We start from the raw sequence: 26,120 nt of genomic DNA, 5'->3' as shown, positions 1-26,120 counted from the left end.
TGGCGAGTGGCCGGACGCGATGGACCGGGGAGGGCATGTTGAGCGCGGCTCAGATCATCACGCGGTTGACCGCTGCATCGCAGAAGCTGGACGAGGCGCAGGCCAAACTCCTGGCGGCGAAGCAGGACACCGCCGACGCTCGGACGCTCGTGGCGGGGGCGTTGGAGGGCGGTTCGGAGCAGCTCACCGGTCAGATTGGCGGGCTGACCGAAGCTGTCGGCCAGGTGGCCAGCCGCATGCCGGTGACGAAGCAGCAGATCTAGGCGACTATCGCGAAGGTCCGCGCACTGGGAAACTGAGTGCGGGTGGTGGCAGCGAATCCAGCCAGCCACCCGCCGTGATACCGCAGCTCCGACCATCGGTGCCCGCAGCAGACCTCCGCAACGCGGCCCGATCCCGCGACATCAACGCCGCCCCCGCACCAAGCAGACGACGGAGGATTGGCTCAGACGACATAGCCGTCGGTGGAGCCGCAGCCGGCACCGCCTGGGCCAGCGTTTCGGAGTTCCTTCCACCGATCCCCAAGGCGAACATGGGTGTCATTCTTGGTGCCGTGGCAACATGGGGTTCCGTCAAAGCCCGCAGAGAGAAACCACCAGGAGGATCGGATCCAACATGAGGATTGACGCTCACGTTGAGGAAAAGGTGCGGGACACCCTCCACTGGGCGGTGAAGCAGGAGCCGGCCGAGTTCGACAGTGCGCTGGCAAAATTCACCGACGACGCGGCTCGTCTGGCATCCCTGGAACTGCTCGCCCAAATCTGCCGGTACGTTTCGGCTCAGGCATTCGGGCATGTGCCCTCCCACCAAGAGCTTGATGCGCTCGCCGCCGAAGTTGCCACGAATGAACAGTGGGCCGCTCTCTCTGCCAGCGAAGTAGCAACGTTCCTCAAAGCTGTGGTTCACGGGCAACCACCGGCCGGTCAACTGACCACCAGTGGCTATGTGGTCATGTCCTTCGTCGTTGCGGCAAGCCTGCTGTCCTCTCAGCCCAAAACCGAAGGCGAATGGTGGTTCGACTATCTCGACCGGGTTGAAGCAGCCCTCGAAGCAAGCGCGTGATGCTCGGGTGCCCGCCTCGTTCGCGGCGGACACCGAGCATCGACTACAGCAGTCTCGCGGTGCCGTCGGGTACGTCGTGGTCGTCGTTACTGAGGCCGTACAGCGGTTTGCGGTCTGCGGTGCCGGCGGGCCAACGCACACCAGCGGCGGCCAACTGGGCTCGGTCGAGTATGTCGCCCGCCATCACGGCGGCGAGGAGTTCGGCCTGCGCGGGTTCCAGCTCGACCAACCGGGTCAGCACGGTCAGCAGGTCCACGAATTCCCCGGTCCAGGCCGGCTCCCACATATCGACGTGCAGGTCGTCCAAGGGAGATCCACGTCGTCCGCCTGGTTCCTTCTTGCGGTAGTTGAACCATGATTTGATCACGTTCCGGCCACCAACGGCGTAGTCCCACACATCGGGTCCGACTGGTCCGAACTCACCATCACCGATCGCGATGACATGACGCTCTGGGTCATAGCTGATCGTCTCGGGAACCCGGGTCACGGCAGCCAACGACAACGGCTGCCTTCCATCGCCTACCGGAAGCCGAACCGAACCGCCCGGCTGCTCGGAGCCGCTGAACGCCTGGCCGTAGGTGTGCAGCCAGAGGACCTGACGACCGATCTCGACCGCCGTGATCCAGAGCACGGCATCGCTGGTGATGGGCACTCGCACGCCCGGCGTGGTCAGCTCGTCGATGAAGGTCGCGGTGAAGGCCGGATGAGCTGTGATACCGGCGACATAGGCAAGGACATCCGCTGCGGCGACCTCGATGTCCAGCCGTTCGGAAAGCGCCACCAGGAGACCAGGAGCGAGATTCGGCGCACCGCCCGGGTGCAGATGCGGCAGCGTCCGGCCACCTTCCGATCCCTTGAAATAATCGAAGTCTGGGATCAAAGAGGTAAAGACGAGCCCCGGGCCGGACTGAATGCTCTTGCGGTGCTGCTCGATGGCGAAGACCTGGCCGGGTATGCGGGCTGACCAGAGGTCACGGCGCGGCATGTCCATGACGCGCGGGTCAGCAAGCACCCACTGCCGGTCGAAGGCCCGGTAGCCGACCCGCACCAGGGCAGCGGTCGGTTCGACCTCGTCCATCACCGGGACCTTCGGGTTCGGATGGGTGTCGTCCCCCGGCAAGCGCGGCTTCACCTTGACGAGGGTGGCGTCTCGACCCTCCTTGAACAGTTCGGCCTTTCGCTCCCGGTCCGTTTCACCGACCAGCCTCGCCCACCGGCGGCTCAACACGTCTCGGCTCGGCGCGTAGACCCATGTGCGGGTGGGGAACAGCCCCGGGGAATACCAGGGCATCAGGTCGTCGAGCGCCGGGTAGTTGTCCCAACTGCCGGCGGCGGCCGGGGTGAGCGGGGCCTCCCAGTCGGTGCGACAGTCTCGCCAGCCACCGTCGTCGAGCTGTACCTCGGCCAGCGCGGCCAGCTTGTCCGCCCGGCGGCCGGTGAGGGTGCGGTGGTGGATCAGCGCCGGCTTGTCCCGGGTGGCCTCGGCGGTGCGCACGAAGATGCCGATGGCGAGCGGCTGCCGGACGCCGGGGAAGATCCGGGTCGGAATGTCCGGCGTCTGTCCCTCGGGCGTGAGGTCGATAATCCAGCCTTCGGAGGCGTACCGGCGCAGGTACCTGCGCATGCCGGTGAAGGCCGGCCCGGCCAGGTAGCCGGAGGTGGTGACGAAACAGATGACACCGGCGTCGCCGTCGACCGCGGTGCGGGTCGATTCCCACACCTTCCAGGTGGCCCAGCGCCAGAAATAGACGTAGAAGTTCTTCAGTTTCGCCTTGACGCGCTCGATGCCGGGGACGTACCAGTCCTCCAGCGGTGCCGGAGCGCCCTTCTTGCCGTCGAGGCCGGTCGTGCCGTTCTCCACCCAACCGCCCTCGCCGTTGGCGAGCTCCGCGTACGGCGGGTTCCCGATCACCACTGTGACGTTGGCGTTGGCCTTGACCGCGTTGGCTCGCCGCCGGGCACGGGCGATGAGCTGCATGCCCGAGCCGAGCTGGACCTCGCTGGCGTGCGGGTCGTCGAGGGTATTGGTGACGAAAAGCTTCAATCCCCCCGGGGGAGGGGATGCCCGGTGCGAGGCGAGCAGGTCCGCTGCGCGCAGCTCGGCCACCGCGTACGGACCCATCTGTAGCTCGAACCCCACCATCCGCTCCGCCGCCAGGCTGACGGCACCGGCCACCGCCCCCGGGCCGTCGTGAGCCTCGGCGACCTTGGCGATGCGTTCGAGAACAGTTTGCAGGTATGTGCCGGTGCCCATCGCCGGATCGACGGTGAGCACGTCCGGATCGGCGAAGCCGCGCGGCTTGTCCAGCCGGGACACGAGGACGTTCTCGGTCAGCCGGACCATCTGCTCGACCAACTCGACCGGGGTGTAGTAGGACCCGGACGCCTTCCGCAACTCGGGGTCGTACTCGTCCAGGAAGTGCTCGTACAGGTGCAGGTAGGTGTCACGGCGGCCCCGCCGGACCCTCGGCCAGTCGACGGCGTCGGCCACCCGGGCAAGCAGATCTAGGGTGACCTTGAAGTCGGCGGCGACGGCGTCGGTGAGCAGTTGCAACGCTCGCCCCATCAGGGAGTGCTCGGCGCGAAGCTCCTCGCCGATAGTATGCAGCGACCTGCCCGTCACCGAGATCGAGTTGCTGCGGGCCAGCAGCAGCGCGAACGTGACCGCCTGTGCGTAACCGTCTGCGAAGGTGGCGTCGTCGGCCTGCGGAAAAAGCATCCGCCGCCAGTCCTGCGCCAGCCCCAGGAAGGGTTGGATCTCCCGCTCGGCGCCGCCTCGGATGGCCTTGCGCTCAGCGGCGATCTGGTCCAGGACCTCGCCCCGCAGCAGGCGTGTGAGTGGGGCAATCGCGCGGACCAACGCACCGACGCTGGTGATCGTGTCCGGCTTCCACCTCAGGAACTCGATGAGCAGCTTCTCGAAAGCCGGCGGGGCGGTGACGTCGCCGCTGTCGAGGGTGCCGATGAACCGCACCGGCGCGTCATACAGCTCCCGATCCCGATAGAGCCGCCACTCGGTGCCATTGGTGTAGAGCAGGTTCGGCAGGTCGCGTTGGCGTTCCCACTGCACCCGGTCGTGACCACGCAGGGCACTCGGATCGATGCTCTTGCGGGGTTCCTTGACCTCCACATATCCGGTGATCGCGCCGCCCACGCTGACCCCGTAGTCCGGCCGGACCTGCCGCTCGGCGTCGCGGACCTCGTCGTGGAAGACGGCGGTGACGCCCAACTGCCTGCCTGCGGCTCCGAGCAGCGTCTCGATCGGGCCGCGAATCGCCGCCTCACGCTCGCCAGGGCCGGACAGCTTCGCGGCACAGGCCGCACCGAATTCGCGAACAGCGATGTCCAACCAGCCTGCGATCCCCGCCACCCCTACCCCCACTGACGCTGGCCACGCTCAACCGGCCGTTGCGAACCGAAGAGCAGACCTTACCGGTTGTGCCCGACATCCGGCTGCCAAGTGCCGCCCGTCGTACGCGTTCGGCCACTCAGACGGCGGCTGTTCCGGGATCGCCCATCGCCACGTCGTCCACCCGGATGTTGACCTCGTCGACTCGCAGCCCGTACGCCTCGACGGCCTCGGTCACCTTCGCCCGCACCTCGCTGGTGATCTGGGGCACCGGCTGACCGGCCTGGATCACCAGCACCAGGTTGACCACTGCGGCATCGCCGGTCACGTGTGCCGAGCAGCCCCGCCGGGCGTCGCCCACCTGGTCCAGCCCTACCCGGTCGAGCACGGTGTTGAAGAACCGCGCCACGTCCCCGCCCAACTCCGCTACGCCGGGTACCGCGCGGGCCGCCGCGACGGCAATCTTCTCGATCACCTCGTCGGAGACCTTCGTCGTGCCGCCGGCCACCGCCGGCACCGGCCCCAGCTCCTGCGTCGCCTCGTGGTTCACGTCCCGCTCCTTGTTCGCATCTAATGGTGCCCGAGCCGCCCCGGACCATGGAGTAACGTCTTACTACGAGCCTTGATGCTTTTCTCTATGTAATCCTGCAGCCGGTGGTTCCCGTGCAGAAGATCAGCGTAGTTCGGCCACTCTTGCGTTACCCGTTCAACTACTGAGGCAACACAATCATCCAATCCGGCATTCTTTGCACTCAACCGCTCCTCGAGCCGCCGGAATGTCCCTAAGGAAATCCGATGAAAGGCTCGGCTCCCGCCGAACTTGAGCCCGAGATCCTCTGGCCGATCGCCCAGATCGTACGGTCCTGTCGAGACAAGGTCATAAGCAGGGGCGAGAGTTGGGACCCGAGGATCTCGATATATCAGAGTCCAATTCTTGAGGTGGGCGTCGCCGTTCGAAATTAGAACAGAGAAAGCGAGCCGACGCGCAAACTCACGAAGTGCTTCGGTGTCACGCCGCCGGTAGATCAGACTTGCGACGGTCTCGAAGTTGCCCAGATATTTGCGATCGGGGTAGACATTCCGCACCTGAGCCAGATCCTCGATGTGGACAAGCCCTCTGCCGACGCCCCGATCGAAACGCCTGATCGCATACGCGTATTCTTCGCCCGTCGACCATACTGAGGGTGGCAACCGATCATCAACATCTGCGCGGGCAACCAACGCGATGTCCGGAACATCAATGCCCGCGGCTCGCGCGAGAGACATCATGGCGAACTCATTGCGCGGAACGTCGCGGAAGCGGTTATCTGGCAGCTTTACGATCCAGTCACCACCCATGCCCCGCGCTGGGAGAGTGAGCCTATCCTGAATCTTCAGCATCGAGAACTTCATCGCGACGCCGGCCAAGGAGAACCTTAGTCCCGGCTCGTACGCGCCTTCGCTCTCCACGTGCGGATAAACATCCTCGCCGGACGACACCACATCATCGTCGGGCTCCTCAGTAGCTGTTCAGCGTGAGTAGATGGGCGGCCGAATCGGTCTGACCTGTGGTTATGCGCTCATACGGTGGGTCGATCTTGACCCTGCAGCCGCTCCTGCCAGCTGTGGCCGTCCGCTCTGTAATGGTTTGACCAGATCGGCGAGAGTCTCGACAAGGCATGATCATGCCGTTGACGTTGGCTGAACACGTACGCTCCTCACCCTCCGGCAAAACCCTTACTGCACCGGGCAAGTCGTGCCCGACCTGCGCCAAGAGCTCCATTTCTCGCTGCCCGTTCACACCCCGTTCGTCTGCTATCCAGTCACGGAGCCTGCCCTCGGGTAAGAGGTTGGAGAACCAAGCCGGGAGACGCACGGCTGCCGCGTGGACGGCGGTAGGACGGTCCTCAAAAACAAGGCCCATGACAGGCCGATTTGGGTCCTCCCGGTACTGCCGATCAAGACTGAACCACGTCCGATCGCCCACCTGCTGGAGCGTTCCGACCCGCTGATCACCCAACCAAACTCCGAACCAGGAATCAGAAGAGACCATCCGAGACTTCCTCATCAGGCGAGTCTTCATCCTCGACGACGAGGTTGGAAAGGGCAGGGGTGTTTTCGAAGTTCCACTCGCAGCTTCGGGCCAGGAAGTCCGTGAGTTGTTCACTGAGAACGAGTTGACGAACTTCAAGGAATTCGGACGTTTCCCCACGGCCAATCAATTCAATCATGTGGGCGTTTAGGCAGTGGGATTCCAGGACCTGGCGCCATAGGGTCTCACCCAGACCATCTGGCCTCCGAACTACAAGCGCATCTACTACCCCCAACTCTCCTTCCACGCTTGGCAGAAGAACACGATCAGCTGCCCACAACCGAAGTGGCTGTGGTACCGCATATCGCGACACCACGTAACGCACTGCGTCCAACGCCGTGGGTCTGTCCTGTAGCGAAAGGGAGAGGTCCTCCCGCGAGAATGGGTCACCCGTACTCAAGGATCGCGGCGCAAGACTCCACCATGAGCAGAGGACGATCTTTGTGGCAGCCTCGTTACTCCGGAATCGCTGGAGATTCGGCAGCGGGGCATTCGGATGCTCAACCCACCTGTGCAACTCCGAGAGCGAACCACTCAGATCATCCGGTTGCACTGCGTAATTGAGGAAGCGTATCGCTCCAGTCGTGCTGCCCCGAAACACCCCCGGCCCGACCAACGCAGCTCGCCAAAACCATCTCCTCAAAAGGAGCAGGCTTCGAGGATCCGGGTCCGGGTGGTGAGCAAAGAAACGAGTCAAGACCACGATCAGGTAGCTGTATGGGAGCATGCTGAAGTGGGGAACACCGGCATCGTTCTGCAAGAACGTCACGGCGCGTCGCATAGCGTCCTCACCCAAGGCATACGCTGTATCGCGGTCCTCGTCGGGGAACTCAATTATGGCTCGGTTGGGTTGATGCGCCCGCCGCGACGGACTTATTTTCTCTTCGGCGCCAAATTCATTCCTGATTTCGCGCTTAACGTCAGGACCGCGGCGGGCCAGCACCGCCTGCAAAATTGTGTCATTATCGATCAAACCAAACCCAAGATCATCATCTATGTTTTGAGCGATCCGGTCCAAGGTCGATGTCGTGTCCTTCGCAGCTTCATCGCCGGGGAACAGACCGGCGAAAATCTCGGCACGGCTCAACCTCTTCCCGAAGTTGTTCATCCGGTCGAAGATATCCTGCAGCACCCGTGGATCGTCCTGCACGACCTCGTACGCAGGAACCCTGAACTGACGCAGTGTTCGGGTGACATCGTTGGCTTGCTCTACAAAGGGTGCCACCTCGGGGTGACTGCTGAACCAGCGGAGCACACGCGTGAGGTCGAAAAGCACTGGCAATGGAACGATCGCCGGCTCCTCAACCTGAGGGAGCGGAACGAATTGCTCACTCCTCAAATCGTACGCGAGCGCGAATCGTGGATCCTCCATCCCGTCAGGATGCAACGCATTGGCCAAGCTGATGATTCGTTGCTGGCCGTCCACCACCCATAAAGCGTCGCGGGTTTCTGGTGCTGAAATCCGCAAAGCACCCAGTTGAAGTGTCTCGGCGACCGCAGGACGGCGCCAAAGCAGGAAGGAGCCTACGGGATAACCCAGAACAATACTTTCAAATAGCCGCATCACGTCGGTCCGCTGCCAACGAAGTGGTCTCTGAAAGTGGGGAACACGGATCCGACCGCTCCACGCGAGCTGGGTCAACTCCTCAAGGTCGAGGGTGGTCGCCTTGGGTCGCGTCTCTAGCCCAACGCTCACGTGGAACCCCTCCTCTTGCGGTTGAGGCGAGTCGACGAAGTGCGTACTCCCCTGATCCGAAGAGGACTCTACCTGCCGAGAGACAGTGAGCCGTTACCGCAACGATGCGCGTAGGTGCTGATCAGCCCAACTGGCTCACCAGGGTGTCCGCCGCCGCGTACGGGTCCATCGCGCCCTCGGCGACCTTGGCGGCGAGCGTGCTCAACTCCGTACCGTCGCGCAGGGAGCCAATCCTGGCGCGCAGCGCGCCCAGCGCGATGGCCTCGATCTCGGCGGCGGCCCGCGCCTCCTGCCGGCGACGCAGCTCGCCGTGCTCGACCAGCCAACCGCGGTGCTTGTCGACGGCGGCGGCGATGTCGTCGATGCCCTCGCCCCGGGCCGCGACCGCGCGGACCACCTGGGGCCGCCACTGCCCCGGGCCGCGCTCACCCAGGGCGATCATGCCCTGGATGTCACGGACGGTGGCGTCGACGCCGTCCCGGTCGGCCTTGTTGACGACGAACACGTCGGCGATCTCCAGGATGCCGGCCTTGACGGCCTGGATCGCGTCGCCCATGCCCGGGGCGAGCAGCACGAGCGTGGTGTCGGCCAGCGAGGCGACCTCCACCTCGGCCTGTCCGACGCCGACGGTCTCCACCAGCACCACGTCGCAGCCGGCGCCCTCCAGCACCCGGACCGCCTGCGGCGTCGCCGCCGCCAGCCCCCCGAGGTGGCCCCGGCTGGACATCGACCGGATGTAGACGCCCGGGTCGGTGGCGTGGTCCTGCATCCGCACCCGGTCGCCGAGGATCGCTCCACCGGTGAACGGGCTGGACGGGTCGACCGCCAGGACGCCGACCCGGTGCCCGCGCGCCCGCAGCGCGCGGACCAGCTCGTTGGTGGTGGTCGACTTGCCCACACCGGGCGAGCCGGTCAGACCGACGACCTGGGCCTGCCCGGCGTACGGCGCCAGCACGGCGGCGATCTCCGGCAGCAACGGATCGCCCTTCTCGACCAGGGTGATCAGGCGGGCCACCGCACGGGGGTCACCGGTGCGGGCCCGCTCGACCAGTAGCGGTACGTCCCGGCTGCGGCGCACCGACGTGGTGCTCGCCGCCGGAACGCTCTCGGCCGCCTCGCTCACTGTGCCATCTTCGTTCGCGACCGCGGGGCTCGCAAAAACGGCTCGCTCCTCGCGGTCACTGGTCCGCCGCAGCATTTCCCGGCACATGGATGATCAGCGCGTCACCCTGGCCGCCGCCACCACACAGCGCCGCCGCGCCGGTGCCGCCGCCGCGCCGCTTCAGCTCCAGGGCGAGAGTGAGTACGAGTCGCGCGCCGGACATACCGATCGGGTGCCCCAGGGCGATCGCGCCGCCGTTGACGTTGACCTTGTCGGGGCTGATACCGAGGTCCCGTGTGGACTGGATGCCGACCTGCGCGAACGCCTCGTTGATCTCGACGAGGTCCAGATCCTCGACGTTCAGGCCGCCCTTCTTGAGGGCGTGGTTGATCGCGTTGGACGGCTGCGAGTGCAGGGAGTTGTCCGGGCCGGCCACGTTGCCGTGCGCGCCGACCTCGGCCAGCCAGGTCAGGCCCAGCTCCTTGGCCTTGGCCTTGCTCATCACGACCACGGCCGCGGCGCCGTCGGAGATCGGCGAGGAGCTGCCGGCGGTGATGGTGCCGTCCTTGGCGAAGGCCGGGCGCAGCTTGGCCAGCGACTCGACGGTGGTGTCCGGGCGGATGCCCTCGTCGTCGCCGACCACCAGCGGGTCACCCTTGCGCTGCGGGATCAGCACCGGGGTGATCTCCTCGGCGAAGTGGCCGTTCTTCTGCGCGGCGGCCGCCCGCTGGTGGCTGGCCGCCGCGAAGGCGTCCTGCTCCTCGCGCGTGATGCCGTGCTTCGTGCCGAGCCGCTCGGTCGACTCCCCCATCGAGCAGCAGTCCCAGGCGTCGCTGAGCCCGTCGTGCGCCATGTGGTCCTTGACCACCACGTCGCCGTACTTGTAGCCGGTGCGCTGACCCATCAGCAGGTGCGGGGCGTTGGTCATCGACTCCATGCCGCCGGCCACCACGATGTCGAACTCGCCCGCCCGGATGAGCTGGTCGGCAAGGGCGATCGCGTCCAGGCCGGACAGGCAGACCTTGTTGATGGTCAGCGCCGGGACGGACATCGGTACGCCCGCCTCGACGGCCGCCTGCCGGGCCGGGATCTGACCGGCGCCGGCCTGGAGCACCTGCCCCATGATCACGTACTGGACCTGGTCGGGGCTGACACCGGCCCGCTCCAGGGCGGCCTTGATGGCGACCCCGCCGAGCTTGGTGGCGGGGAGGTCCTTGAGGTTGCCCAGCAGCCGCCCCATCGGGGTCCGCGCGCCGCTGACGATCACCGAAGCCATGCCTGCCTCCGAGGGGGGTGCCGAGCTGTACGCCTTAACGATTGTTCGGCCAGACTAGCGCCATGGCAGAGAACTCCCCCGTCGAGCCCGGTGCGGACTACGTCACAGACATCGGGCTTCGCAAGATCGATCACGTCGGCATCGCCGTCGCCGACCTGGATGCCGCGATCGACTTCTACCAGCGGACCTTCGGGATGCGCTGCGTACACGTCGAGACCAACGCCGAGCAGGGCGTACAGGAAGCGATGCTGGCCGTCGGGCCGACCACCGAGGGCGGCTGCGTGCAGCTGCTCGCCCCGCTCACCCCGGAGTCCACGATCGCGAAGTTCCTCGACCGCAACGGGCCGGGCGTGCAGCAGGTCGCGTACACCGTGGCGGACATCGACGTGGCCTGCGCGGCACTGCGCGAGCGGGGGATGCGCCTGCTCTACGACGCCCCGCGGCGCGGCACCGCGGACAGCCGGATCAACTTCGTGCACCCGAAGGACGCGGGCGGCGTCCTCGTCGAACTGGTCGAGCCCGCCGCGACGCACTGACGGACCCGGCCGGCTCCCGGTCGCCGATGTGGTGGTGTCCCGAGCGTTCGACACCGCCACATCGGTGCGAGTCACGCGGCGACCAGCTTCGCACAGGCCGCGACACGCGCGCCGCTGCGCGGTTGACGCGCTGGTCGGGCACCTTCACGCATCGGCCGATGCAGTTTTTCACAGAGGACTTCCAGCTTTAGCTACCGTTCAGTAACGTCCCGGCCCACAGGAGCGCGACCGGTGCCGGATGTGTCGAATGCCGGCATGGCGGTCGCGTCCCACCGGCGCCGACGATGGCAGCACCCGGGCCCGCGCGGGTGCGGGGACGAACCGGAGGTCACCGTGCAGGACATCCTCGAAGCGATCATGGCGGCGGAGGAATCGAACGACCCGGACCGCGAACTGGGTGGCGTCGCCGGACTGCCCGTACCGGAGAGTTACCGAGGGGTGGTCGTCCGCGCCGAGGAGTCCCGGATGTTCGACGGCATGGCGACCCGGGACAAGGATCCCCGCAAGGCGCTGCACGTGCAGGAGGTGCCGACGCCGGAACTCGGGCCGGGCGAGGCGCTGATCGCGGTGATGGCCAGCGCGATCAACTACAACACGGTGTGGACCAGCATCTTCGAGCCGGTGTCCACCTTCCGGTTCCTGGAGCGCTACGGCCGGGTCTCCGAGCTGACCCGCCGGCACGACCTGCCGTACCACGTGGTCGGTTCGGACGCGGCCGGCGTGGTGCTGCGTACCGGCCCCGGGGTGACCCGGTGGGCGGCCGGCGACGAGGTCGTCGCACACTGCCTCTCGGTCGAGCTGGAGGACGCCGCCGGGCACGACGACACCATGCTCGACCCGCAGCAGCGGATCTGGGGCTTCGAGACCAACTTCGGCGGGCTGGCCGAGCTGGCCGTGGTCAAGGCCAACCAGCTGATGCCCAAGCCGCGTCACCTCAGCTGGGAGGAGGCGGCCAGCCCGGGGCTGGTCAACTCGACGGCGTACCGGCAGCTCGTTTCCCACCACGGCGCCAACATGAAGCAGGGCGACGTGGTGCTGGTCTGGGGTGCGTCCGGCGGCCTCGGCGGGTACGCCACCCAGATGGCCCTCAACGGTGGCGCCATCCCGATCTGCGTCGTCTCCTCACCGGAGAAAGCCGAGCTGTGCCGCAGCATGGGCGCCGAACTGGTCATCGACCGGGCCGCCGAGGGGTTCCGGTTCTGGAAGGACGAGGAGACCCAGGACCCGGACGAGTGGCGGCGGTTCGGTGAGCGCATCCGCGAGCTGACCGGCGGCGAGGACCCGGACATCGTCTTCGAGCACCCGGGGCGGGAGACCTTCGGCGCGAGCGTCTACGTGGCCCGGCGCGGCGGCACCATCGTCACCTGCGCGTCCACGAGCGGGTTCCAGCACCAGTACGACAACCGCTACCTGTGGATGCACCTCAAGCGGATCGTAGGCAGCCACTTCGCCAACTACCACGAGGCGTGGCAGGCCAACCGACTCGTCGCGCTCGGCAAGGTGCACCCGACGGTGTCCCGCACCTACTCGCTGGAGCAGACCGGTCAGGCCGCGTACGAGGTGCACCGCAACGCGCACCAGGGCAAGGTCGGCGTGCGCTGCCTCGCGCCCTCGGACGGGCTGGGTATCCGCGACGGGGAGCTGCGGGCGCGGCACGAGGAAGCGATCAACCGGTTCCGGGGGCACTGAGCGGGGCACCGGCCGGACGGATGAGCGGCCGATGGCCAATGCGGTGATCGGCCATTGTTCTTCCACCCGCATTAGCCCGAACCCATCAGGGTCGAACAAAGGGTCACGGGACACAGCCCGTGGCCCTTTTTCGCGTCACGCTGCGTGGCGTCCGTCCCGCCCGAGACCTGCCAAGATCGCCGATTGGTCCAGCCTCGGCGGCCGGGGCAGTTGACCATGTAAAGAGGACACGAAAGCTGCGTACCGCTCTTGCGAAGCACCCTGGGGCGTCTGCCAGTATGTCCCAATGCCCCAGCAGCAGTCCTCCCCTCTCGCGTTCTTCGATAACGCGAACTCGCAGCCAGATTTCACCGTTGGCCTGCGCGGATACAACACTCACCAGGTCGATGACTTCCTCGGCCGGATGACCGCCGCGCTGAACCAGTCCGAGCAGGCCCGTGCCGAGGCCGAGCAGCGGATGAACGACGCCCAGCGTCGTCTCCGCCAGGCCGAGCAGCGCATGAGTGCGCTGGAGCAGAAGCTCACCGACACCAACAAGCAGCTCGAAGAGAACAGCCGGCCCACCCTGTCCGGGCTCGGCACCCGCGTCGAGCAGATCCTCCGGCTCGCCGAGGAGCAGGCCAACGACCACCGCAACGAGGCCAAGCGCGAGTCGGAGGGCATCCTCTCCGCCGCCCGCCTCGAGGCCCGGGAAATCACGGACAAGGCCCGCGCCGAGGCCGCCGCGATGAAGGCCAGCGCCGAGCGCGAGGCAGGCAACCTGCGCACCGCCGCCGAGCGCGAGGCCGCCGAGGTCCGGGTGCAGGCCCGCCGCGAGGCCGACACGCTGCGCGCCGACGCGGACCGCGAGACCAAGCAGCTGCGGACCGTCACGGCGCACGAGGTGGCCGAGCTGAAGTCGACCGTCGAGCGGGAGGTGGCCACCCTCCGGGCCACCGCCGAGCGCGAGATCACCCAGCAGCGGGCCAAGGCCGCCCGTGAGGCCGAGGAGAAGCGCGCCGAGGCCACCAAGCTGCTCACCGACGCGCGCGACAAGCGCGACAAGGACCTCCAGGCTCTGGAGCTGCAGCTCGCCGAGCGGCGCGAGAAGGCCGAGCGCGAGGAGTCCGAGCGGCACGCCGCCCAGGTCGCGCAGACCCAGAAGATGGTCAGCGAGGCCGAGCAGCGCGCCCGCGCCGCCCAGGAGCGCGCCAAGGAGATCGAGCAGCGCGCCGAGGCCCGCCGGGTCGAGTCGGAGCGCAACGCCAACGAGACGATCGACAAGGCCAAGGCGCTCTCCGACAAGACGCTCAACGAGGCCAAGGCCGAGTCGCAGCGCCTGCTCACCGAGGCTCGCACCGAGGCCGAGCTGACCACGCAGGCCGCCCGCCGCGAGGTCGAGGACCTCACCCGGCAGAAGGACGCGGTCACCTCGCAGCTCGGGCAGATGCTCTCCGGGCTCGCGGGCATCGTGCCCGGCGTTCCCTCGTCGCCTGCCGCTGCGGCGAAGCCGGAGGCGAAGAAGACCGACGGTGGTCAGGAGCGGGTGACCGCGGAGACCGCCGGCTGACGCGAGGCGTCAGGTCGGGGCATCGACGGCGCGAGGTGACACCGGGTGACCGGTGTGACCTCGCGCCGTGTGCGTTTCCCAGCCCTTGGCGTGGTGCCCTCGCCACGGAGTGAAGTAGGTCCCACAAGGGGCGTCCGTATCGCCCCAGCAGGGGGCGATGCGTGTGAGGATGGGGGCATGTCGCACGGCGAGGAACTGTTCGCTCTCGGCGGGGATGTGACCACGGAGCCCAGCTTCGAGTCCGCTCTCCGGGGGTACGAGAAGAAACAGGTTGACCGGTATGTCGCGCGTGCCGAGCACGAGATCGCGACCCTCGCCGCCGAACGGGAACAGGCCTATACACAGATCCACAAGCTCGCCGGCCAGGTCGAGGTTCTGCAACGGGATCTGACCCAGGTCCGCAAGCAGATGAACGTGGTCGACCGGGCCTCCTTCCGGCACCTGGGCCCCCGCGTCGAGTCGATCCTCACCCTCGCCGAGGAGCAGGCCGAGCAGATCCTGTCCGCGGCCAACGAGGAGATCGACGCCCGTCGGGCAGCCGCCGAGCACATCATCGAGGAAGCCCGCGAGCAGGCCGCCAGGGCATTGAAGGACTTCGAAATTGCTCTCGCCGCTCGACGTCAGGAGGAGGAGCTGCACAGCGCCTCCCGCCGCGCGGAGGCGGACGCGACCCTGCGCTCGGCCAAGGACGAGTCGGCGCAGCTACGCAAGACGGCGCAGGACGAGCTGGCCAAGGCCCAGCAGGAGGCCACCCAGCTACGGGACACCGCCAAGGAGATCCACACCCGGGCCCAGCAGGAGGCCACCAAGCTGCGCGAGGCGGCCCGCGAGGCGCTGGCCACCGCCCGCCAGGAGGCCGCCGAGCTGCGTGAGGCCGCCAAGGAGGTGCACGCCAAGGCGCAGCAGGAGGCCAAGCGGCTCACCGACACGGCGACCGAGGCGGGCCGGGCGACCCACGCCAAGGCCCAGCAGGAGGCCAAGCAGATCATCGACGACGCGTCGATGGCCGGCCGGGCCACCCGGGCCAAGGCCCAGCAGGAGGCGGAGCGGGTCGCCACGCAGGCGTCCGAGGCGGCCAAGCGCAGCCGAGCGGAGACCGAGGCGTACGTGCAGCGCATGCGCAGCGAGACCGAGGCGTACGTGCAGCAGTCCCGGGCGCAGACGCAGCAGGAGCTGGGCGCCTGGCGGGCCGGCGTGGAGCAGGAGGTCAACTCCCGGCGCGAGGCGGCCGATCGGGAGCTGGCACAGCGACGGTCCACCGCCGAGCAGGAGTTCACCAAGCGCCGCGACGAGCTGGACAAGCAGCACGAGTCCCGCCAGCAGGAGCTGGAGTCCGGCTGGACCGCACGCAGCGACGAGCTGGAGTCCACGTACACCGCACGCCGCGACGAGCTGGAGACCGAGTACACCACCCGCAAGAACGAGATCGAGCAGGGCGCGGACGCGATCCGCCAGGCGGCCGAGGCGGACGCGACGGCCCTGCGCCAGCGCGCCGAGACCGAGGCCACCGAGTTGCTGAGCCGCGCCGAGACCGAGGCGGGCGACAAGCGCCGCAAGGCCGACGAGCACGTTGCGGCCTCGCGCCGCCAGTTCGAGGAGTACGCGGCGACCACCCAGCAGCACCTCGCGACCACGCAGCAGCACCTGGCGGCGACGCAGCAGGAGGCGGCGGCGGGCCGGCAGCAGCTCGCGCAGGTGATGTTGGAGATCGCGCAGGCCCAGCAGCAGCTCGCCGACCTGCGGCAGGAGACCTGGAAGGCCCGGCAGGAGTCCGACGAGATCGAGCGGCAGATGGCCGAACTGCGGCTGCACAGCACCACCGGCCCGATCGACGGCCCGACCGCGCCGGCGGCGGGCGATCGCCCCGACGACGCGCCAGCGACCGGCGAGGCTTCCGCTGTACCCGCGACCGTGGCGACCAGCGTCGGGAACGTCCCGGCCGACGGTGACGGTGCGTCCGGCGGTCTCAAGGCCACGCCCGACGACGTTACGCAGCCGGTGAGCGCCAGCGCCGACGAGGCCGGGCAGCCGACCACGCGACCGGTGGCCGAGCCGGTGACCACTGTCGACGGTGGCACAGCCAGCGCCGGGGTGGACGGCGAGCCGACGGTGGCGGCCGTTCCGGGCGAGGGTGGCCGGGGCGCCAAGCCGACCAAGATCACCAGCACCGGCGAGAACGGCAAGCGCCCCAGCAAGCCGACCACCGACGAGCGCAGCGCCAAGCCCAGCAAGGTCACGATCGAGAAGGACTGACGGGCGCCCACACCGAGCGTCGAGATCTTGGACAGTTTCCGTTAACAGCTAACGGAAACTGTCCAAGTCGCCTGGTCTTTCCGGGACGCCTCGCAGGCGTGAAAATGGTGGGCGGGTCGCCCGCCGACGTCGTTTGATCTTGGCCTTCGGAGGCCGTGTCCAAGTCTGACGCCGGGGCCCGGACCGGAAGGGTCACGCATTGTTGCTTCGAGCACGCCGGTCAGATTTTGCACGTCATCACCACCGAGGTTGGAGTGCACGTCGGGATGTCCGGACCCTTCACGCTTGCGCGCAGCGCGGACGGTGGCAGGGTCGGCAACCTTGAAAACCAGCTTGCCGGCGTCGTGGTTGACCAAGATGGCGACGTAGCTACGCTTCTCTCGCGGTGGGAGACGGTTCGGAACGAAGCGCTCTCTCATCGCCACTCGATTGATTCGATGAAGGAAGCAGTGGATTCATGTACCTGAGCGGCGCAGCTTGGCGCACCTCCACTCGCAGCGGTAATAGTGAGTGTGTCGAGGTGGCGGACAACCTGCCCGGGGTGGTGGGGGTGCGGGACAGCAAGGACCCGTCCGGCACGGTGCTGGTCTTCGCGCCGGCCGCGTGGCGGGCGTTCGTGGCCGCGACCCGTCGTCCCACCGCCTGAGCCGGGAGATCACTGGTGCCGCAGCATGACCCGTCCGGCCACGACCCGGACGTGACCCCCGAATCCTCCTCGGCCCAGGCACCCGTCCCGGTGCCGGTGCCGGCCCCGGGAATCGACCCGGACGAACCTCCGGCGGTCCCGTCCGGAAAGTTCGGCACGCCGGGGCGTCCGCTGCGGCGCAGCAGCTTCCTGATCGGCTTCACCGGCGCGCTGGGCGTGCTGCTGGCGTACACCCTCTATCTGGGGATTCGGAATGCCGGCGGCATTCTCGTGCTGGTGGTGATCGCGCTCTTCCTCGCGATGGGCCTCAACCCGGCGGTCGTGCGCCTGCGCACCTGGGGTGTGCCCCACGGCCTGGCGGTGACGGTGGTGGCGTTGACCGTGGTGCTGCTGCTGTGCGGGGGCGTGGTCGCGCTGGTCCCGCCGATCGTGACGCAGTCCGGGCAGTTCATCGAACAGATTCCGAGTCTGCTCAACGAGTTGCGCCGCAATCCCACGGTCAACGACCTCATGGAGCGGTACGACGTGGTGGAGCGGGTGCAGGGCGCGGCCAACGCCGACACCATCGGCCGGGCGCTCGGCGGGGTGCTCGGCGGGGCCCAACTGATCTTCGGCACGGTGTTCCGGACGCTGACCGTGCTGGTGCTGACCATCTACTTCCTGGCCTACTTCAACAAGCTGCGCTCGCTGGGCTACGCGCTGGTCCCCCGGTCGCGCCGCGAGCGGGCGGCGTTGATCGGCGACGCGATCCTCACCAAGGTGGGCGCCTACATGGTCGGCGCGCTGAGCATCGCGGTGCTGGCCGGCGCGACGACCTTCGTCTTCGCCCTGATCGTCGGTCTGCCGTACCCGTTCGCCCTGGCGGTGGTCGTCGCCGTCACCGACCTCATCCCGCAGATCGGCGCGACCCTGGGCGCGGTGATCATAAGCCTGGTCGGCTTCGCCGCCGACCTGCCCACGGGCATCGCCTGTGCGATCTTCTTCCTCGTCTACCAGCAGGTCGAGAACTACCTGATCTACCCGAAGGTGATGCGGCGCTCGGTGGAGGTCAACGAGGTGGCCGCCCTACTGGGCGCGCTGCTCGGCGTGGCCCTGCTGGGCGTGGTGGGCGCGCTGATCGCCATCCCCACGGTGGCGGCACTGCAACTGATCCTGCGTGAGGTGGTGCTCCCCCGTCAGGAGCGGAACTGACTGTCAGTCGACCCGGCCGGGGACGGGGGTGTCGGCGAAGGCGGCCACCGTCCGGTCGGCGTACGCGCTGACGTCGCCGGCCTCCATCGGCCCGTCCCAGGTCGTCGGCAGGGGTACGTCGACGGCCGGGTTGACCCGCTTGACGATTTCGTCGAGCACCGTCTCCGCGTCACCCACCCAGAGGTGCTTCGCGCCGGGCACCCCGACCACCTCGGCCTGCGGCACCGCCGCGAACCGCTCCCGGGCCTCAGCCGGGCGCAGGTAGTCGTCGAACTCGGGTACCAGCGCCACCAGTGGGCGACCGGACGCGGCCCAGGTCGCCAAGTCGTCCGGCGCGGAGAAGCGCAGCGTCGGGGAGAGCAGGATCGCGCCGGCCACCGCCGGGTCGCAGCCGTACTTGAGGACCAGGTCGGTGCCGAACGACCACCCGACCAGCCAGATGTCGGGCAGTTCGGCGAACTCCGCGTACTCGATGGCGGCGGCCACGTCATAGCGCTCGCCCATCGCGCCGTCGAAGGTGCCCTCGCTGGTGCCGCGCACACTGCTCGTGCCCCGGGTGTTGAACCGCAGCACGGCCAGGTCGGCCAGCGCGGGCAACCGCCACGCTGCCTTGCGGAAGACGTGGCTGTCCATCATCCCGCCGTGCGTGGGCAGCGGGTGCAGGCAGACCAGGGTGGCCGCCGGTGGCCGGTCGGCCGGCAGGGCCAGCTCGCCGACCAGCCGCAGCCCGTCGGCGGTGTGCAGCTCGATGTCCTCCCGGCTGCCGGGCAGGATCGACGACGCGCGGATCATTGTGCTCACCGCCCAAGTCTGTCGCGAAGTCGCCGCCGCCGCCCACCGAGGCACGAACAGGGTGATCCAGATCGCTCAGTAACGCGGCGCGCCCCGCCCCCGCCGCACCGCCGGGCCGCGCCGCTCCCGGGCACCCCAGCAGCCGCTGTGCCAGTGCCGGCGGTCGGTCAGGTCGCCCAGGCCGTCGGCCGGCCAGGCCACCAGGTGCGCCACGCCGGGCCGGATCTCCTGGTCACAACCGGGACAGCGGTACGTTTTGGCCGACGCGCCCGCCCCGATCCCGCGTACCTGCCAGGCGCCGTCGGTCCACTGCTGCACCGAGGCGACACCCTGCCGGACGCGGTCGGCGTCCAGGTTGGCGTTCTCGTCCCGGCGAGGGCGGTTGCGACGGGGGCTCACAGTCACCAAGCGTACGGTCCGACGGGCGGGACGGCCCAGGCGGTCACCGGGTCAGCGGTGCGAGTGGTCGCGGAAGCCGCGGCGGGTCTTGCGGCCCAGGTAGCCGGCCGTGACCAGGTGTTCCAGCAGCGGCGCGGGCGCGAAGCCCGGCTCGCGCAGCTCCAGGTACAGCTCGCGCTGGATCGCCAGGGAGACGTCCAGCCCCACCACGTCGAGCAGCTCGAACGGGCCCATCGGGTAGCCGCAGCCCAGCTTCATGGCGTGGTCGATGTCGTCGGCCGTGGAGTAGCTGGCCTCCAGCATCTTGACCGCGTCGTTCAGATACGGGAAGAGCAGGGCGTTGACGATGAACCCGGACCGGTCGCCGCAGACCACACCGGTCTTACCCAGCGCGGCGCAGACCGCCCGCGCGGTGGCGGTGGCCTCCGGTGAGGTGCGGATGGTCCGGACCACCTCGACCAGCGGCATGACGGGCGCCGGGTTGAAGAAGTGCAGGCCCACCACGTCGGCAGGCCGCTGGGTGGCCATCGCCACGTCGATCACCGGTAGCGACGAGGTCGTGGTGGCCAGCACCACGCCCGGCTTGCAGATCTCGTCGAGGCTGGCGAAGAGCGCCTTCTTGACGCTCAACTCCTCGACGACCGCCTCGACCACCAGGTCGACGTCGGCGAGGTGGTCGAGGGCGGCCGTCCAGGTGATCCGGCCGAGCGCCGCGTCCCGGTCGACCTCGGCGAGCTTGCCCTGGACCACGCCCTTGTTCAGCGAGGTCTTCACCGCCTCGCAGACCGACGCGGACTTCTCCGCGCCCCGGGTCACCGAGACGACCTCGTACCCGGCCTTCGCGAACACCTCGATGATCCCGGTGGCCATCGTCCCGGAACCGACAATGCCGACCTTGGTCACGACTGCGGGGCTCGCAAGCTCACTCCTCGCGCTCCCGATGCCGACCTCCGCGTAGATGGCCCGCGCGCCGTCGGCGAGCGCGGCGTCCATCATCGGCGGCGTCGTCTCGTCGGGTACGACCCTCGGCGAACCGGGCCGCTCGTAGGTGTAGAAACCGCGACCGGACTTACGGCCGAGCAGTCCCGCCGTGACCATCTGCTTCAGCAGCGGCACGGGCGCGTGCCGACGGTCCCGCCCGCCGCGCCGGTACATCGTGTCCAGGATCTCGTACGCGGTGTCCAGGCCGATCAGGTCCATCAGCGCCAGTGGGCCCATCGGCAGGCCGCAGCCGAGCTTCATGGCGGCGTCGATGTCCTCCCGGGTCGCGTAGTGCGACTCGAACATCCCGACCGCGTGGTTGAGGTAGCCGAAGAGCAGCGCGTTGGCGATGAAGCCGGCCCGGTCGTTGATGGTGACGTCGACCTTGCCGAGCCGGGCGCACAGCGCCTCGACGTCGGCGACCACCTCGGGCGCGGTGACGACCGTGCGGACCACCTCGACCAGCTTCATCACCGGGGCGGGATTGAAGAAGTGGATGCCGATCACCTGGTTGGGTCGGCTGGTGGCGACCGAGATCTCGGTGACGCTCAGCGACGAGGTGTTGGTGGCCAGGATGGTGTCCGGGCGGCAGACCCGGTCCAGCTCCGCGAAGATCCGCTGCTTGAGGTCCAGGTGCTCGGGCACCGCCTCGATGACCAGGTCCACCGAATGCAACGCGTCCAGCCCGACCTCGAAGTACACCCGCTCGTGCAGCGCGTCCCGGTCCGCCACGGCGAGCTTGCCCTTGGCCACGGCACGATCGGTGGAGCTGGTGAGGGTGGCCCGCCCGCGCTCCAGCGCCGGCTCGGAGATCTCGACCGCGACGACGTCGATGCCGTTGCGGGCGAAGACCTCGACGATGCCGGCACCCATGGTGCCCAGCCCCACGACACCCACGGTGCTGAACTCGCGCGCCACGACCGGCCTCCCCAGACACTCCGCACGACCACTGAACGGCCGCTAAGGCTATGCGCGCGAGTCTGCCACGTGACGCAGCGTTGTCGAGACGCGGTGGGATATTTCACCCACGGTGCGCCCCTACGCGGCCTGCACGTCGGTCAGCGCCAGCAGCTCCGCCACGAACTCCCCCGGGCGTTCCAGGTGGGGGCTGTGTCCGCAGCCGGGCAACACCACCTCGCGGTACGCCCCACCGGCCCAGGTGCCGGAGAGCCACCCGGCGGCACGGCCGGAGTGTGGCCGACCGCCACCGGTCGCCCCGGCGAGGTCAGCGGCGGGCGGCGGGTGGTGTGGCCAGTGGCAGCGGCAGCGTCGGTCGGATGTCGCGCCGGGACACCCCGAAGCTGAGCCCGACCGGATCCGTGTGGGCGACCCCCGGATCGAACAGGCGCAGCTCGGTGCGGCCGAGCCGGATCACGTCACCGTCGGAGAGGCGTTCCACCTCGGTGATCCGGCGGTCGTTGAGCCAGGTGCCGTTGGTCGAGCCCAGGTCGCGCAGCGACGCGCCCTCGGGCGCCAGCCACACCTCGGCGTGCCGGCGGCTCAGATGCGGGTCGTTGATGACCACGTGGCCGGTCGGCGCCCGACCGATCACCTGCGGCTCGGACCGCAGACGAAAACTCGCTCCGCGCATCGACCCACCGGCGACCGTCAACAACGGCATCAGTTCCGGACGTTCCTCCATGGACAGTCAGCCCTCCACCCCACACCGTTACTCCGCGCGTCAGCCTGCCATCAGACGGTAATCGTCAATACCGACCGGCCGGTCAGCTCCTCGTCACCTCCCGGTCACCCAGTGTTCGACGATTCGGACGGCCATCCTCCGGAACGTGGCACCTGACCTGCACTGATCAACGAGCGGGTCGGTCGGCGCGACTCCCGCCCCGGCGACCCGAAATCGCGGCCTATCGATGAGTAATGTTCGGGTCTAGACTTCCGCCATGACGGCTGTGCATGTCCCCGGCACCCCCCTCATCGAGGCGCACGAGCTGGTCTCCACCAGTCCGGCCACCGGCGTCGAGGCCGGTCGCCTCCCGGTCGCCACCGACGCGGACGTACGGCAGGCCGTCGAACGTGCCCGCGCCGCCGGCGAGTGGTGGGCCGGTCTGGGCTTCGCCGGCCGTCGCCAGCGGCTGCTGCGCTGGCGCGCGCTGCTCGCCCAGCGCGTCGAGCAGCTCGCCGAGCTGATGCACGTCGAGGGTGGCAAGCCGGTCCCCGATGGCATCGTCGAGACCGCCAGCGCGATCGAACACATCGACTGGGCCGCCCGCAACGCGCGCCGCGTACTGGGCTCCCGCCGGGTGCGGTCCCGGCTCATCCTCGCCGAGTTCTCCGCGCACCTGGAATACCAGCCGCACGGCGTGGTGGGTGTGATCGGGCCGTGGAACTACCCGGTCCTCACCCCGATCGGCTCGGTCGCGTACGCCCTGGCCGCCGGCAACGCCGTCGTGCTCAAGCCCAGCGAGTACACGCCCGTCGTCGGCCAGTGGATGGTGGACACGTTCGCGGAGGTGGTGCCCGAGCAGCCGGTGTTCACCGCCGTGCACGGGCTCGGCGACGTCGGGGCGGCGCTGTGCCGCTCCGGGGTCGACAAGGTGGCCTTCACCGGCTCCACCGCGACCGCCCGCAAGGTGATGGCCGCCTGCGCCGAGACGCTGACGCCGGTACTGATCGAGGGCGGCGGCAAGGACGCCATGATCGTCGACAGCGACGCCAACCTGGACGCCGCCGCCGAGGCCTGCGTCTGGGGCGCCATGACCAATGCCGGCCAGACCTGCATCGGTATCGAGCGCGTCTACGCCGTCGACCCGGTCTTCGACGCCTTCGTCGACAAGGTGGTCACCCGCGCCGGCCGGCTGACCGTCGGGCCGGACGGCGCCGACATCGGCCCGATCACCATGCCCGGCCAGATCGACGTGATCCGCCGCCACATCGAGGCCGCGGTCAGCTCCGGCGGTCGCGCCGTGCTCGGCGGCCCGGACGCGGTGCAGCCACCGTACGTGCACCCGACCGTGCTGGTGGACGTACCGGAGGAGTCGGCCGCCGTCCGCGAGGAGACCTTCGGCCCGACGGTGACCATCAGCCGGGTCCGCGACGCCGACGAGGCCGTGGCCCGCGCCAACGCCCTGTCGTACGGCCTGGGCGGCTCGGCCTTCGGTCGGCGGCGTGCGGTGACCATCGCGCGGCGCATGCGTTCCGGCATGACCTCGGTCAACTCGACCCTGACGTTCGCGGGGATGTCCACGTTGCCGTTCGGCGGTGTCGGCGACTCCGGCTTCGGGCGGATCCACGGCGAGGACGGTCTCCGCGAATTCGGTCGAGCCAAGGCCATCACGCGACGTCGGGCGCGGTCACTGCTGCCGTCGATGACCTTCGAACGCACCCCCGGTGACGTGGCACGCCTCATCAAGGCCATCAAGGTGATGTACGGCAGATGAGTGTCGGATAGCCGATCTGCGCCACGATCGACGTATCCACATGTTTATACGCCGTAGGCACGGCGGTACATTGCGTTAAATGGGCCACAATCGATTGCGCCACCGCCTTGTCGACAGTGACCAGTCGTGGAGCGCTCGGCAGCGGCGTCGTCGGTCGGAATGGCTGACGCGCACCTTCCCCGACATCGGCGACATGCACGTCGTCGACCTCGGCGGCCGGCTGGGCACCTGGCACCGCGCCACCGTCCGACCGGCCCGGGTCACCGTGGTCAACCTGGAACCGCCGCCCGTCGCCGTACCCGAGTGGGCCCACGTCGAGCAGGCCGATGCCTGCGACCTGCCAGCCCACGTCACCAAGGGCAGCTATGACCTGGTCTTCTCCAACTCCGTGCTGGAGCACGTCGGCGGTCACGAAGCAGCCATCCACCAGGTGCTCTGGACCGAACTGCTGGACCGTTCGCAGATGCGCCACTACTTTCCCGACTCGACGATGCTCGTCGAGCGGGTGGTCGGCCTGCCGAAGTCGTTGATCGCCGTCCGGACCGGGGCGTGAGCCGGCTCAAAAGAGGGTCAACTCGTCCTTCTCGATCCCGCGCAGCCGGTCGTAGTTGACGACCACGCACCGGATGCCCCGGTCGGCGGCGAGCACCCGGGCCTGCGGCTTGATCTCCTGCGCGGCGAACACCCCGGTGACCGGGCTGAGCAGCGGGTCACGGTTCATCAGTTCCAGGTAGCGGGTCAACTGCTCCACCCCGTCGATCTCGCCGCGTCGCTTGATCTCGACGGCGACGGCGCCGGAGTTCGCGTCCCTGCACAGCAGGTCCACCGGGCCGATCGCCGTCATGTACTCGCGGCGCACCAACGTGTACCCCTCGCCCAGCACACCCGGGTTGGCCGCCAGCAGCTCCTGCAGGTGCGCCTCCACCCCGTCCTTGCGCAGGCCGGGATCCACACCCAGCTCGTACGAGGTGTCCTGGAAGACCTCCTCCAGGGTGATCCGCAGCTCCTCGCCGGCCTTGTTGACCACCCGCCACACGCCGGGGGCCTCCTCCAGCCGACAGGGCGGGCTCATCCAGTTCAGCGGCTTGTACGCACGGTCGTCGGCGTGAATCGACACCGACCCGTCCGCCTTCACCATCAACAGCCGGGTGGCCAACGGCAGGTGAGCCGAGAGCCGTCCGACGTAGTCCACCGAGCACTTCGCAATGACCAACCGCACCCGACGAGGGTAGCCGAGCGGCCCGCGACCGCCACCGAGCGGCACTGGCGCGTCGGTGCGATGCTGAGACCGTGTTCGAAGTCCTCACCGGCACCGGCCTCGCCGCCTCAGCGGGGCTGAACGCCTACATACCCCTGCTCGTCCTCGGCCTACTCGGCCGCTACACCAACCTGATCGACCTGCCCAGTGGCTGGACCTGGCTCGGCAACGGCTGGGTCATCGTCATCCTGGCCGTACTTCTCGCCGTCGAGATGGTGGCGGACAAGGTACCGGTCGTCGACCACGTCAACGACGTGGTGCAGACCGTCGTGCGGCCCACCGCCGGCGGCCTCGCCTTCGGTGCCGGCTCGTCGTCGGAGACCGTGACCGTCAGCGACCCTGGCAGCTTCTTCAGCTCGCACCAGTGGGTGCCCGTGGCAACGGGGGTCCTGCTCGCCTTCGGCGTACACCTGTTGAAGTCCGCCGCGCGGCCAGTCATCAACGCGACCACCGCCGGGTTCGGCGCACCGGTGGCCAGCACCGCCGAGGACGCGACCAGCGTGGTCGTGTCCCTGGTCGCGATCATCCTGCCGGTGCTGGTACTCGCCTTCCTGGTGGGCCTGGGCGCCTTCGTCTACTGGTTCGTCCGCCGACGCTCCGAACGCCGCCGGGGACGCGAAGCGGCCCGCGCCGCTGGCTTCCGCGTCTGACCTCCGACGCGCCCTCCTCGCGGACGGTGCGCCGGCTGCGCGACGCTGGCGCCCGCCCGCTCACCCGCTCACCCGCTCACCCGCTCACCCGCTCACCCGCCGAGATCTTGGATAGTTTCCGTTAGCTGTTGACGGAAACTGTCCAAGATCTGTGAAGACGGTGATGGCCGGCACCCGTTTTCGGGTGCCGGCCATCGGTTGGTCTTTAGCTGTTCGAGAGGTGGG

General features: G+C 68.5%; 24 protein-coding genes. 12 read left to right on the top strand and 12 right to left on the bottom strand.

Annotation, left to right across the window (positions count from 1 at the left end):
* Positions 1-35: 35 nt before the first annotated feature.
* Together ACLQ24_RS14805 and ACLQ24_RS14800 are read left to right on the top strand one after the other, a co-directional pair.
* Positions 36-263 carry a DUF6244 family protein gene (locus tag ACLQ24_RS14805; RefSeq protein ID WP_425892056.1) on the top strand — a complete coding sequence of 76 codons (228 nt, stop codon included), beginning with the start codon at positions 36-38 and terminating at the stop codon, positions 261-263.
* A gap of 352 nt (positions 264-615) precedes the next feature.
* Complete coding sequence (locus ACLQ24_RS14800; RefSeq protein ID WP_425892054.1) at positions 616-1,062, top strand: hypothetical protein; 447 nt, start codon at positions 616-618, stop codon at positions 1,060-1,062.
* A gap of 43 nt (positions 1,063-1,105) precedes the next feature.
* Here ACLQ24_RS14800 and ACLQ24_RS14795 read toward each other — a convergent pair whose 3' ends face one another.
* The 7 genes from ACLQ24_RS14795 to ACLQ24_RS14765 all read right to left on the bottom strand — a co-directional run bounded on the left by ACLQ24_RS14795 (position 1,106) and on the right by ACLQ24_RS14765 (position 10,556).
* Positions 1,106-4,432: a type ISP restriction/modification enzyme gene (locus tag ACLQ24_RS14795; protein ID WP_425892052.1), complete on the bottom strand. Its 3,327-nt coding sequence runs from the start codon at positions 4,430-4,432 to the stop codon at positions 1,106-1,108.
* Between the two features lie 118 nt (positions 4,433-4,550).
* Positions 4,551-4,961: an Asp23/Gls24 family envelope stress response protein gene (locus tag ACLQ24_RS14790; protein ID WP_425892051.1), complete on the bottom strand. Its 411-nt coding sequence runs from the start codon at positions 4,959-4,961 to the stop codon at positions 4,551-4,553.
* A 20-nt stretch (positions 4,962-4,981) separates the two neighbouring features.
* Entirely contained in the window at positions 4,982-5,890 is a 909-nt protein-coding gene (locus tag ACLQ24_RS14785) for a type II toxin-antitoxin system HipA family toxin (protein WP_425892049.1), read from the bottom strand.
* Positions 5,891-5,909: 19 nt separating this feature from the next.
* On the bottom strand, positions 5,910-6,443 hold the full coding sequence (locus ACLQ24_RS14780) for a HipA N-terminal domain-containing protein (protein WP_425892047.1): 534 nt from the start codon (positions 6,441-6,443) through the stop codon (positions 5,910-5,912).
* Complete coding sequence (locus ACLQ24_RS14775) at positions 6,430-8,178, bottom strand: DUF262 domain-containing protein (protein ID WP_425892046.1); 1,749 nt, start codon at positions 8,176-8,178, stop codon at positions 6,430-6,432. The genes ACLQ24_RS14780 and ACLQ24_RS14775 overlap by 14 nt, the downstream gene beginning before the upstream one ends.
* A gap of 121 nt (positions 8,179-8,299) precedes the next feature.
* Positions 8,300-9,301, bottom strand: a complete 1,002-nt coding sequence (gene meaB / locus ACLQ24_RS14770) for a methylmalonyl Co-A mutase-associated GTPase MeaB (RefSeq protein WP_425892045.1) — start codon at positions 9,299-9,301, stop codon at positions 8,300-8,302.
* A gap of 55 nt (positions 9,302-9,356) precedes the next feature.
* Positions 9,357-10,556, bottom strand: coding sequence for an acetyl-CoA C-acetyltransferase (locus tag ACLQ24_RS14765; protein ID WP_425892043.1), 1,200 nt, complete (start codon positions 10,554-10,556; stop codon positions 9,357-9,359).
* 62 nt (positions 10,557-10,618) lie between these two features.
* Here ACLQ24_RS14765 and mce point away from each other — a divergent pair, with 62 nt between their 5' ends.
* From mce to ACLQ24_RS14730, 7 genes are all read left to right on the top strand, one after another.
* Complete coding sequence (mce, locus tag ACLQ24_RS14760) at positions 10,619-11,092, top strand: methylmalonyl-CoA epimerase (RefSeq protein ID WP_425892041.1); 474 nt, start codon at positions 10,619-10,621, stop codon at positions 11,090-11,092.
* A gap of 333 nt (positions 11,093-11,425) precedes the next feature.
* On the top strand, positions 11,426-12,781 hold the full coding sequence (ccrA, locus tag ACLQ24_RS14755; RefSeq protein WP_425892039.1) for a crotonyl-CoA carboxylase/reductase: 1,356 nt from the start codon (positions 11,426-11,428) through the stop codon (positions 12,779-12,781).
* 286 nt (positions 12,782-13,067) lie between these two features.
* Positions 13,068-14,330, top strand: a complete 1,263-nt coding sequence (locus tag ACLQ24_RS14750) for a DivIVA domain-containing protein (RefSeq protein WP_425892037.1) — start codon at positions 13,068-13,070, stop codon at positions 14,328-14,330.
* A 177-nt stretch (positions 14,331-14,507) separates the two neighbouring features.
* On the top strand, positions 14,508-16,583 hold the full coding sequence (locus tag ACLQ24_RS14745; protein ID WP_425892035.1) for a hypothetical protein: 2,076 nt from the start codon (positions 14,508-14,510) through the stop codon (positions 16,581-16,583).
* A gap of 155 nt (positions 16,584-16,738) precedes the next feature.
* Entirely contained in the window at positions 16,739-17,050 is a 312-nt protein-coding gene (locus ACLQ24_RS14740; RefSeq protein WP_425892033.1) for a Scr1 family TA system antitoxin-like transcriptional regulator, read from the top strand.
* Positions 17,041-17,229 carry a DUF397 domain-containing protein gene (locus tag ACLQ24_RS14735; protein WP_425892031.1) on the top strand — a complete coding sequence of 63 codons (189 nt, stop codon included), beginning with the start codon at positions 17,041-17,043 and terminating at the stop codon, positions 17,227-17,229. Before ACLQ24_RS14740 ends, ACLQ24_RS14735 begins: the two co-directional genes overlap by 10 nt.
* Before the next feature lie 96 nt (positions 17,230-17,325).
* A complete protein-coding gene (locus ACLQ24_RS14730) occupies positions 17,326-18,420 on the top strand; it encodes an AI-2E family transporter (protein WP_425892073.1) in 1,095 nt (364 codons plus the stop codon).
* A 3-nt stretch (positions 18,421-18,423) separates the two neighbouring features.
* Here the strand turns inward: ACLQ24_RS14730 and ACLQ24_RS14725 are convergent, their stop codons facing one another.
* From ACLQ24_RS14725 to ACLQ24_RS14710, 4 genes are all read right to left on the bottom strand, one after another.
* Entirely contained in the window at positions 18,424-19,221 is a 798-nt protein-coding gene (locus ACLQ24_RS14725) for an alpha/beta hydrolase (protein ID WP_425892029.1), read from the bottom strand.
* Between the two features lie 66 nt (positions 19,222-19,287).
* Positions 19,288-19,617, bottom strand: a complete 330-nt coding sequence (locus ACLQ24_RS14720; RefSeq protein WP_425892027.1) for a hypothetical protein — start codon at positions 19,615-19,617, stop codon at positions 19,288-19,290.
* 45 nt (positions 19,618-19,662) lie between these two features.
* Positions 19,663-21,510: a 3-hydroxyacyl-CoA dehydrogenase family protein gene (locus tag ACLQ24_RS14715; RefSeq protein ID WP_425892026.1), complete on the bottom strand. Its 1,848-nt coding sequence runs from the start codon at positions 21,508-21,510 to the stop codon at positions 19,663-19,665.
* A 307-nt stretch (positions 21,511-21,817) separates the two neighbouring features.
* Positions 21,818-22,234, bottom strand: a complete 417-nt coding sequence (locus ACLQ24_RS14710; RefSeq protein WP_425892024.1) for an FHA domain-containing protein — start codon at positions 22,232-22,234, stop codon at positions 21,818-21,820.
* A 256-nt stretch (positions 22,235-22,490) separates the two neighbouring features.
* Between ACLQ24_RS14710 and ACLQ24_RS14705 the strand changes: the two genes are divergently transcribed.
* Positions 22,491-23,987 (top strand): aldehyde dehydrogenase family protein, encoded by a 1,497-nt coding sequence (locus ACLQ24_RS14705; RefSeq protein ID WP_425892022.1) that lies wholly within the window; start codon positions 22,491-22,493, stop codon positions 23,985-23,987.
* Between the two features lie 79 nt (positions 23,988-24,066).
* Positions 24,067-24,540 (top strand): methyltransferase domain-containing protein, encoded by a 474-nt coding sequence (locus ACLQ24_RS14700; protein WP_425892021.1) that lies wholly within the window; start codon positions 24,067-24,069, stop codon positions 24,538-24,540.
* A 6-nt stretch (positions 24,541-24,546) separates the two neighbouring features.
* On the opposite strand, the gene nucS is transcribed toward ACLQ24_RS14700, so the two are convergent.
* Positions 24,547-25,206 (bottom strand): endonuclease NucS, encoded by a 660-nt coding sequence (gene nucS, locus ACLQ24_RS14695; protein WP_234582038.1) that lies wholly within the window; start codon positions 25,204-25,206, stop codon positions 24,547-24,549.
* Positions 25,207-25,277: 71 nt separating this feature from the next.
* Between nucS and ACLQ24_RS14690 the strand changes: the two genes are divergently transcribed.
* The gene (locus ACLQ24_RS14690; RefSeq protein ID WP_425892019.1) at positions 25,278-25,895 is read left to right on the top strand and encodes a DUF4126 domain-containing protein; all 618 of its coding nucleotides are present in this window, start codon (positions 25,278-25,280) and stop codon (positions 25,893-25,895) included.
* The last annotated feature ends 225 nt before the right edge of the window (positions 25,896-26,120 follow it).

It is taken from the genome of Micromonospora sp. DT4, from assembly GCF_049841675.1.
GTDB lineage: Bacteria > Actinomycetota > Actinomycetes > Mycobacteriales > Micromonosporaceae > Micromonospora.
Note: the sequence above shows the minus strand (reverse complement) of the source record. Positions and strands in the feature narration are given on the sequence as shown.